This is a genomic window from Patulibacter sp., assembly GCF_030655195.1.
Lineage (GTDB): Bacteria > Actinomycetota > Thermoleophilia > Solirubrobacterales > Solirubrobacteraceae > Patulibacter.
Genome location: NZ_JAURWA010000070.1, coordinates 1 through 8008 on the forward strand (window position 1 = coordinate 1; position 8008 = coordinate 8008).

8 protein-coding genes and 2 tRNA genes are annotated in these 8008 nt (G+C 75.4%); 6 read left to right on the forward strand and 4 right to left on the reverse strand.

Annotated features, from left to right (window positions below; genetic code table 11):
• Positions 1-152 precede the first annotated feature (152 nt).
• Positions 153-830, forward strand: a complete 678-nt coding sequence (locus Q7T67_RS07350) for a TIGR00266 family protein (RefSeq protein ID WP_304787556.1) — start codon at positions 153-155, stop codon at positions 828-830.
• Between the two features lie 72 nt (positions 831-902).
• Here Q7T67_RS07350 and hemQ read toward each other — a convergent pair whose 3' ends face one another.
• Entirely contained in the window at positions 903-1583 is a 681-nt protein-coding gene (gene hemQ, locus Q7T67_RS07355) for a hydrogen peroxide-dependent heme synthase (protein ID WP_304787559.1), read from the reverse strand.
• Between the two features lie 34 nt (positions 1584-1617).
• Positions 1618-1689, reverse strand: a tRNA-Lys gene (locus Q7T67_RS07360).
• Positions 1690-1820: 131 nt separating this feature from the next.
• On the opposite strand from Q7T67_RS07360, the gene Q7T67_RS07365 reads away from it, so the two are divergent.
• From Q7T67_RS07365 to Q7T67_RS07385, 5 genes are all read left to right on the forward strand, one after another.
• On the forward strand, positions 1821-2123 hold the full coding sequence (locus Q7T67_RS07365) for a hypothetical protein (RefSeq protein ID WP_304787561.1): 303 nt from the start codon (positions 1821-1823) through the stop codon (positions 2121-2123).
• Positions 2124-2261: 138 nt separating this feature from the next.
• Positions 2262-2333 (forward strand) — tRNA-Glu (locus Q7T67_RS07370).
• 207 nt (positions 2334-2540) lie between these two features.
• Positions 2541-3245 (forward strand): molybdopterin-dependent oxidoreductase, encoded by a 705-nt coding sequence (locus Q7T67_RS07375; protein ID WP_304787563.1) that lies wholly within the window; start codon positions 2541-2543, stop codon positions 3243-3245.
• Entirely contained in the window at positions 3235-4026 is a 792-nt protein-coding gene (locus tag Q7T67_RS07380; protein ID WP_304787565.1) for a cytochrome b/b6 domain-containing protein, read from the forward strand. Before Q7T67_RS07375 ends, Q7T67_RS07380 begins: the two co-directional genes overlap by 11 nt.
• A gap of 154 nt (positions 4027-4180) precedes the next feature.
• Complete coding sequence (locus Q7T67_RS07385; RefSeq protein WP_304787567.1) at positions 4181-5914, forward strand: pyruvate dehydrogenase; 1734 nt, start codon at positions 4181-4183, stop codon at positions 5912-5914.
• Between the two features lie 84 nt (positions 5915-5998).
• Here the strand turns inward: Q7T67_RS07385 and Q7T67_RS07390 are convergent, their stop codons facing one another.
• Positions 5999-6751 (reverse strand): SDR family oxidoreductase, encoded by a 753-nt coding sequence (locus tag Q7T67_RS07390; protein WP_304787570.1) that lies wholly within the window; start codon positions 6749-6751, stop codon positions 5999-6001.
• A 31-nt stretch (positions 6752-6782) separates the two neighbouring features.
• On the reverse strand, positions 6783-8008 hold a 1226-nt coding region (locus Q7T67_RS07395), incomplete at its 5' end, for an ATP-binding cassette domain-containing protein (RefSeq protein WP_304787572.1).

The following is an 8008-nucleotide window of genomic DNA, read 5'->3' on the forward strand; positions in this document are numbered from 1 at the left end:
GGCCCGCCCCACCGGCCGGCCCTCCGCCGCCCGCCCCGCGGCACGACGGCCGCACGTGACGCCCCGGTGAACACCGGTCGCCCCGCTCCCGGCCCGGCGGTAGGGTCGGGCCGCGCGGGTCCCCGCGCGTCCCTCGACCCACGGAGTCCACCATGGACGTCACCGTCCGCAACGCCCCGAGCTTCGCCGTCGCCCGCCTGACCCTGGCTCCCGGCGAGTCCCTGAACGCCGAGTCCGGCGCCATGATGGCCACCTCCGGCGGCGTCGAGGTCGAGTCGAAGATGCGGGGCGGCCTGAAGGGCGCGTTCAAGCGCAGCGTCCTCGGCGGCGAGTCCGTGTTCGTGTCGAAGTTCACCGCTCCGTCCGAGGGCGGTTGGGTCGACGTGGCCGCCAAGCTCCCCGGCGACGTCGCGACGCTGCCGGTCGACGGTGGGCTCAACCTCGCGCGCGGCGGCTACCTCGCCGCCGACGAGGGCGTGGAGATCGACTCGAAGTGGGGCGGCCTGAAGAACCTCGCGGGCGGCGAGGGCGGGTTCCTCGTCCGGGTGGAGGGCCGGGGCCAGGTCGTGCTCGCGGCCTACGGGGCGATCGACGTGGTCGAGCTGCAGGCCGGCGAGTCGTTCGTGCTCGACTCGGGCCACATGGTCGCCTACGAGGACGGCGTCGAGTTCTCGATCCGCAAGGTCGCGAAGGGCATGGTGCAGTCGCTGAAGAGCGGCGAGGGCCTCGTCTTCGAGTTCCAGGGCCCCGGCAGGGTGTGGACGCAGAGCCGCAACCCGGGCGAGTTCCTCGGCTGGCTGACGGCCGAGCTGCCGTTCTCGCGGGGCTGATCCGACGGGGCGGGCCCGCACCGCGCCCGCCGATCTCCGCCCGGCCCGCGGCACCCGCCGGTGCCGGCCGGCCTACGGCAGGTCGGCGACGACGTCCACGAGGGGCTTCTGGATGCCGGTGATGAACGGCAGCTCCTCGCGGGTGTGGCGCCGGGCCTCGGCGCCGCGCAGGTCGCGCATCAGGTCGACGATCCGCTCGAGCTCGTCGGCCTCGAAGGCCAGCAGCCACTCGTAGTCGTTCAGGGCGAACGCGCTGATCGTGTTGGCGCGGACGTCCTTGTACCCCGCGGCCATCATGCCGTGCTCGCGCAGCAGCTTCGAGCGCTCGGCCGGGTCGAGCAGGTACCAGTCCAGCGACCGCACGAAGGGGTAGACCGAGATGTACTTCTTCGCCGGCGTTCCCTCGAGGTAGGCCGGGATGTGGGCCTTGTTGAACTCGGCCTCGCGGTGCACGCCGATCGACGTCCACCACGGGTCGAGCGCCTGGCCGAGCTTCGTGCGGTTGAACGCCACGAGGGCGTCCTGCAGGGCGTCGGCGGACGGGCCGATCAGCCACAGCAGCACGTCGACCTCGGCCCGGAAGCCGACCGTCGAGTAGGCGCCGCGCAGGATCGCGTCGCCTCCCGTGATGGCGGCCTCGGCGTCGGCGGCGAGCTGCTCGCGCCCGGCCTGGTCGACCCGCCGGTGGCCGCGGGCGGCCTTGAACGACGCGTACATCGCGTACAGGTTCGTGTGGTCCGTCTGCGTGCTCACCCGGCCGAGGATATGGGGCGCGCGATCGGGGAGATGGGCCGCCTGGGACTCGAACCCAGAACCACGGGCTTAAAAGGCCCTTGCTCTACCATTGAGCTAGCAGCCCACGCCCCGCGAAGGGTACTCACGGGAGGGCCCGGACGCACGTCGCGGAGCCCCGGCCCCTAGGGCCCACAGGCGGCCCCGCACCGCCCGCCCGGGGCGTGCCGACGGCGGCGGTGGGGTAGCTTCGGAGGCATGGGCAGCTCCGACATCCCGTCCGGCGACGACTCCGAGATCCGTCGCATCGAGCGCGAGCGCGCGGCGAACGCGCCGGTCGAGGAGGCCGGCGGCGGCGAGGCCGAGGGCTTCGAGCTCGCCGAGGAGGCGCTGATCGAGAACGCCTCCCACGGCGACGAGCACGGCACGACCAAGATCCTGCGCGACGCGCGCACGGGCGAGGACCTCGAGGGCGCGCCCGACGCGGAGCTCTACGGCGAGTCCGACGAGCCGATCCAGGCCGACCAGGGCCAGGAGTCCGACGCCGACGCGGACGTCTGAGCGACGCCCCGCCCCATGGCGGGACGCCTCGTCCGACGGCCCCGGGCCCGCTCCGGGCCGGGGTCCCACCGGCGTCGCGGTCCGGTCCGCACCCGCGAGCACCGGACCGGCGGCCCGTTCTACACTCCACGGGCGCCCGCCCCCATGGTGTAGCGGTTAGCACGCCAGCCTTTCACGCTGGTAGCGAGGGTTCGATTCCCTCTGGGGGTACTCCGGCCCGGGGTCGTCCCGGGTCGTGGCCCGCCGACCGGGACCACCGGACCGGCCGACGGCGTCCGACGCGACGGCCCGCCCCGGCCACCCCCGCCCCGGCCACCCCCGCCCCGGCCCCCCCCGCCCGGCCGTGGCCGACCGCCGCCGACCGTCGGCGCGCCACCATACGTCCCCTTCAGGCCGGGGCGTCATCGTGGGCACGTCGTGTCCGCGCCGCTCCCCACCCCCGACGACGCCGAGGGCCGTCCCGTCGGGCGCCGCGCGTTCCTGGGGATCGTCGGCGTCGGGGTGTCCTCGCTCCTCTGGGGCGGCGTCGCCACCCGCTGGCTGTCGGACGCGTCGAGCGCCCTGCCGTCGAGCCTGCAGAGCGTCGTGCCCGGCGGCACCGGCTGGCGCATCTACTCGGTGAACCCGCCGTTCCCGACGTACGACCCGACGACCTGGAGGCTCACGGTCGACGGGCTGGTCGAGCGGCCCCGGACGTTCACGATGGCCCAGCTGCAGGCGCTCCCGCGTGCGGACCAGACGACCGACTTCCACTGCGTGACCGGCTGGTCGGTACCGGACGTCCACTGGGCGGGCGTGCGCTTCGCCGACCTCCTCGCGGCCGTCGGGGTCAGTCCCGCCGCGGGGGCGATCGAGTTCGCCTCGGCGGAGGAGCCCTACGTCGACAGCCTGACGCTCGAGCAGGCCCGCGCACCCGACGCGATGCTCGCCTACGAGATGGACCACGGACCGATCAGCCGGGAGCACGGCGCGCCCGCCCGCCTGGTCGTCCCGCAGATGTACGGCTACAAGGGCGTCAAGTGGGTCAGCCGGATCACGCTGACCGCGCAGGCCTCCGACGGCTACTGGGAGCAGCGCGGCTACGACCGGGACGCCTACGTCGGCGGCTCCAATGGCGTCTGAGTCCGCGCCCGCACGCCAGATCCTCGCGGCACCCCGCCGGGTGCTCCGCTTCGGGCCGACGGAGCGGGCCTTCCACTGGATCCACGCCGCCGGCTTCACGGTCATGACCGGGACGGGCGTCGTCATGTACCTGCCGGCGCTGTCCGCCCGGATCTCGGACCGACCGACGCTCAAGGCGATCCACCTGACCGCCGCGGTGCTGTGGGTGGCGGCGCTCGTCGTCGTCCCCCTGCTCGGCGACCGCCGGGCGCTCCGGGCGGCGGTGCGCCAGCTCGAGACCTTCGACGCCGACGACCGGCGGTGGCTGCTCGGTCCGGGACGCCACCGTCGCCGGGGACCGGGATGGCGCGCCAGGATCCCGCAGGGCCGGTTCAACGCGGCGGAGAAGGCGCACTCGATCGTCCAGGCCGCGCTGGCGGTCCTGTTCGTCGTCTCCGGCGTCCTGCTCTGGCTCGGGGAGCGCGACACCGCCTTCCGGCTGCCCGGCACGATCCCGCTGCACGACGGGGCGATGTTCGTCGCGCTGGTCCTCGTCGCGGGGCACGTCTACCTGTCCCTCGTCCACCCGCCGACGAAGCCCGCGATGCGCGGCATGCTGACCGGCGAGGTCGACGCGGACTGGGCCGAGGCGCACCACCCCAAGTGGGACGCGCCGCCGGCCGACGCCCCGCCGCCGGGGTACGACGCCGCGCGGCGGAGCCGACCGGGGGCGGCCCCGGTCGTCGCGGCCCTCGGCGTCGCGACGACCGCCGTGCTGGTCGTGGTCCTCGTCGTGCTCTGACGCACGCCGGCGGTCCGCCGGTCCTCCTCCTCCGCCGTCGTCGCGCCGCGGACGCCGGTGCTGACGGCGGGTGGACGGCGCACGTGACGATTCCCACCCTGGGGGAGGCGCCCGACGGTGGCACGAAGGGTCCTCGCGGCGGGACACTTGCCCGATGAACGTCGCCGAGCAGCTCGTCCACGTCCTGCAGCGGGCGGGGGTGCAGCGCGTCTACGGGCTCGTCGGCGACTCGCTGAACCCCGTCGTCGACGCGATCCGCAGGACGGACGGGATCGAGTGGATCCACGTCCACAACGAGGAGGCCGCGGCGTTCGCGGCCGCAGCGGACGCGCAGGTGACCGGGCGGCTGGCGGTCTGCGCCGGATCGTGCGGTCCGGGCAACACCCACCTGATCCAGGGCCTCTACGACGCGCAGCGCTCCGGTGCGCCCGTGCTGGCGATCGCGTCGCACATCCCGTCGGACCAGATCGGGACGTCGTTCTTCCAGGAGACCCACCCCGAGCGCGTCTTCGTCGACTGCAGCGGCTGGTGCGAGACGGTCTCGCGCGCCGAGCAGATGCCCCGCCTCGCGCGGATCGGGGTCCAGCGGGCCATCGGCGACGAGGCGGTCTCGGTGCTCGTCCTCTCCGGCGACGTCGCCGACCTGCCGGTCGACGCCCCGCTCGGCGACGAGGGCTTCGTCGAGGCCCGCGGGGCGCTCGCCCCGCCGGCGTCCCAGGTCCGCGAGCTGGCCGACGCGATCAACGCCGCCGAGAAGGTCGTGCTCTTCTGCGGGGCCGGGGCCAAGGACGCCCGCGACGAGCTGTTCGCCCTCGCGGACGCCGCGAACGCCCCGATCGGCCACACGCTGCGCGGCAAGGAGTGGCTCCAGTACGACAACCCCTACGACGTCGGGATGAGCGGGCTGCTCGGCTACGGCGCCTGCTACGAGGCGATGGACGACGCCGATCTCGTCGTCCTGGTCGGCACGGACTTCCCGTATCCCGAGTTCCTGCCGGGCACCCGGACCGCCCAGATCGACCGCGACCTGGGCCGCATCGGGCGGCGCACCCCGGTCCAGGTGGCCGTCCACGGCGACGTGCGGGCGACCCTCCTCGCGCTGCGGCCGCTCCTGCGCGCCAAGCCCGACCGCTCGTTCCTGGACCGCATGCTCGCGCGGCACGTGAAGATCCTCACCGGCGCGATCTCCGCCTACACCGGGGACGCGAAGCAGCGCTCGCCGATCCATCCCGAGTACGTCGCCTCGGTGCTCGACGAGCTCGCGGCCGACGACGCGATCTTCACGGTCGACACCGGGATGAACAACGTGTGGGCCGCCCGCTACCTGTCCCCGAACGGCCGGCGGCGCGTGATGGGCTCGTTCTGGCACGGCTCGATGGCCAACGCGCTGCCGCACGCGATCGGCGCCCAGTTCGCGCAGCCCGGGCGCCAGGTGATCTCGATGTCCGGCGACGGCGGACTCGCGATGCTGCTCGGCGAGCTCCTGACCGTCCGCCGTCACGCGCTACCGGTCAAGACGATCGTCTTCAACAACTCGTCCCTGGGGATGGTCAAGCTCGAGATGCTGGTCGAGGGCCTGCCGAGCTTCGGCACCGACCACGACGGCGTCGACTACGCCACGATCGCCGCCGGGGTGGGGATCCCGTCGCTGCGGATCGAGGACCCCGGCGAGCTGCGGGCCGGGCTCGCGAAGGCGCTGGCGACGGATGGTCCGGTGCTCGTCGACGTGGTCACCGACGCCAACGCGCTGTCGATGCCCCCGCACATCAGCGCGCAGCAGATCCGCGGCTTCGCGATGGCCGCCGGCAAGACGGTCCTGGGCGGGGGCGTCGGCCGGATGGTCGACCTGGCCACGTCGAACCTGCGCAACGCCAAGGCGCTGGGGTAGCGGTCCGGCCGCTCGGCCGGTGTCGGTCGTCGTGGGCGGTGCGTCGGCCGGGGCCCCGGCCGATCCCCGTCCGGCCCCTCGCGGTCAGATCCCCCGCAGCAGCCCGCCGTCGACCGGCAGCGCCGCGCCGGTGACGTAGGCGGCGCGCTCCGAGCAGAGGAAGGCCGCGGCGGCGGCCATCTCCTCCGGCAGCCCGAGCCGACCGGCCGGGACGGCCTCGGCCGCGGCGGCGCGGGCCTGCTCCATCGAGCCGTGGATCGCCTCCATCCGGCGCGTCGCGATGCGCCCGGTCAGGAGCGTGTTGATCGTGACCCCGTCCCCGGCCACCTCGCGGGAGAGCGTCTTGAACGCGGCGAGGGTGGCGGAGCGCTCGGCGTTCGACAGCACGAGCGCGGGCAGCGGCTCGCGGACCGACGTCGACGCCACGCCGACGACACGGCCCCACCGGCGCTCGCGCATCCCGGGCAGCGTGCGGCGCAGCAGCGCCATCGGCGAGCGGACCAGGTTGCGATGCGCCTCCTCCCACCGCTCGTCCCCGAACGACAGCGGGTCCGGATCCGCCGGCGGCCCGCCGGTGTTGACGACGACGATGTCGATCGGGCCGACCGCCGCCTCGGCGGCGTCGACGAGGCGATCGGCGCCGGAGACGTCCGAGGTGTCCCACGCGATCCCGGCCGCCGCGCCGACCTCGTCCGCCGCGGCGGCCGTCCGCTCCGGGTCGCGGGACGACAGGACGACCTGCACGCCCTCCGCCACCAGCGCCTCGGCGATCGCCCGCCCGATCCCGGCGGACGCGCCGCCCACGATCGCCGTCCGCCCCGCGATGTCCAGGTCCATGGGCGCAGTATCGCGGTGCGGCACGCGCGGGTCAGTCGGCGATCGAGCCACCGGCCCCGAGCCGCACCGTCCGCGTGATCCCCAACGCGTCGCGGAACCGCTCGTCGTGGCTGGCGACCACGAGGGCGCCGGGCCAGTCGCGCAGGGCCGCCTCGAGCGCCTCGAGCGACGCCAGGTCGAGGTGGTTGGTCGGCTCGTCGAGCAGCAGGCAGGTCGTCCGGCGCAGCGCGAGGACGGCGAGCTCGGCCCGGGTCAGCTCTCCCGGCGACAGCGACGCGGGCGGGCGCACGACCACCTCGGCGGCCAGGCCGAACGTCGCCATCGCGGTCCGGGCGTCCGTCGGGTCCGCGCCCGCGAGCCGGGCGACCGCGTCGGACGTGCCGTCCGGCTCACCGACGAGCGCGACCCGCGCCTGCCCGAGGGCGGCGAGCTCCGCTCCCGGGGCGACGAGCCGCCGACCGGCGGCGAGCGTCGTCGTCCCGGCGAGGGCGCCCAGGAGGGTCGACTTGCCGCTGCCGTTGGGCCCGGCGAGCAGCAGCCGCTCGCCGTGACCGACCTCGAGGTCGACCGGCCCCAGCGCGAACCCACCGCGGCGCACGGTCGCGCCCTCCAGCGCGACGGCCCACGGCGCCCGTCGCGCGGCGGCGGTCAGGGACACGCGCAGGGTCGCGGGCTCGCGCGGCCGCTCGGGGATCGCCCGGCCGGCCCGGCCCTCGACCACGCGGGCCCGGCGCTGCATCCCCTCGGCCCGGCTGCGCACCCACTCCTTGGAGTTCTTGTCGCCGTCGTGGGTGGCGTGCCCCGCCCGGCGGTGGGCGGCGGCGGCGCGGGCGCGGGTCTCCTCCGCGGCCGATCGCAGCGCCTCGCGGGACCGCACGGCGTGGTCGTGCTCGGCGACCGCGCGCCGGCGGGCCTCCGCCCGCTCGTGCTCCCACGACGCGAACCCGCCGCCGTGGTGGACCGCGGTCCCGGGCGGCGCGTCCGGGTCGCCGAGGACGACGAGCTCGTCGACGGCGTCGGTCAGGAGCGCGCGGTCGTGCGAGACGACGACGAGTCCGCCCCGGTGCTCGCGCAGCACGCGGCGCAGCGCCGTCAGCCCGTCGTCGTCGAGGTGGTTCGTCGGCTCGTCGAGCAGCACGACGTCGTGGCGGCTGCAGCGCAGGGTCGCGAGCCCCACCCGGGCGGCCTGCCCGCCGGAGAGCCGGGCGAGCGGCCGGTCCAGCAGGGCCGCGGGCAGGCCGACCTCGTCGGCCGCGG

Excerpts from the sequence above, each read along its gene's own strand:
- Q7T67_RS07350 (WP_304787556.1), top strand. The coding sequence starts at position 153 with ATGGACGTCACCGTCCGCAACGCCCCGAGCTTCGCCGTCGCCCGCCTG.
- Q7T67_RS07365 (WP_304787561.1), top strand. The coding sequence starts at position 1,821 with ATGGGCAGCTCCGACATCCCGTCCGGCGACGACTCCGAGATCCGTCGC.
- Q7T67_RS07380 (WP_304787565.1), top strand. The coding sequence starts at position 3,235 with ATGGCGTCTGAGTCCGCGCCCGCACGCCAGATCCTCGCGGCACCCCGC.
- Q7T67_RS07385 (WP_304787567.1), top strand. The coding sequence starts at position 4,181 with ATGAACGTCGCCGAGCAGCTCGTCCACGTCCTGCAGCGGGCGGGGGTG.
- Q7T67_RS07390 (WP_304787570.1), bottom strand. The coding sequence starts at position 6,751 with ATGGACCTGGACATCGCGGGGCGGACGGCGATCGTGGGCGGCGCGTCC.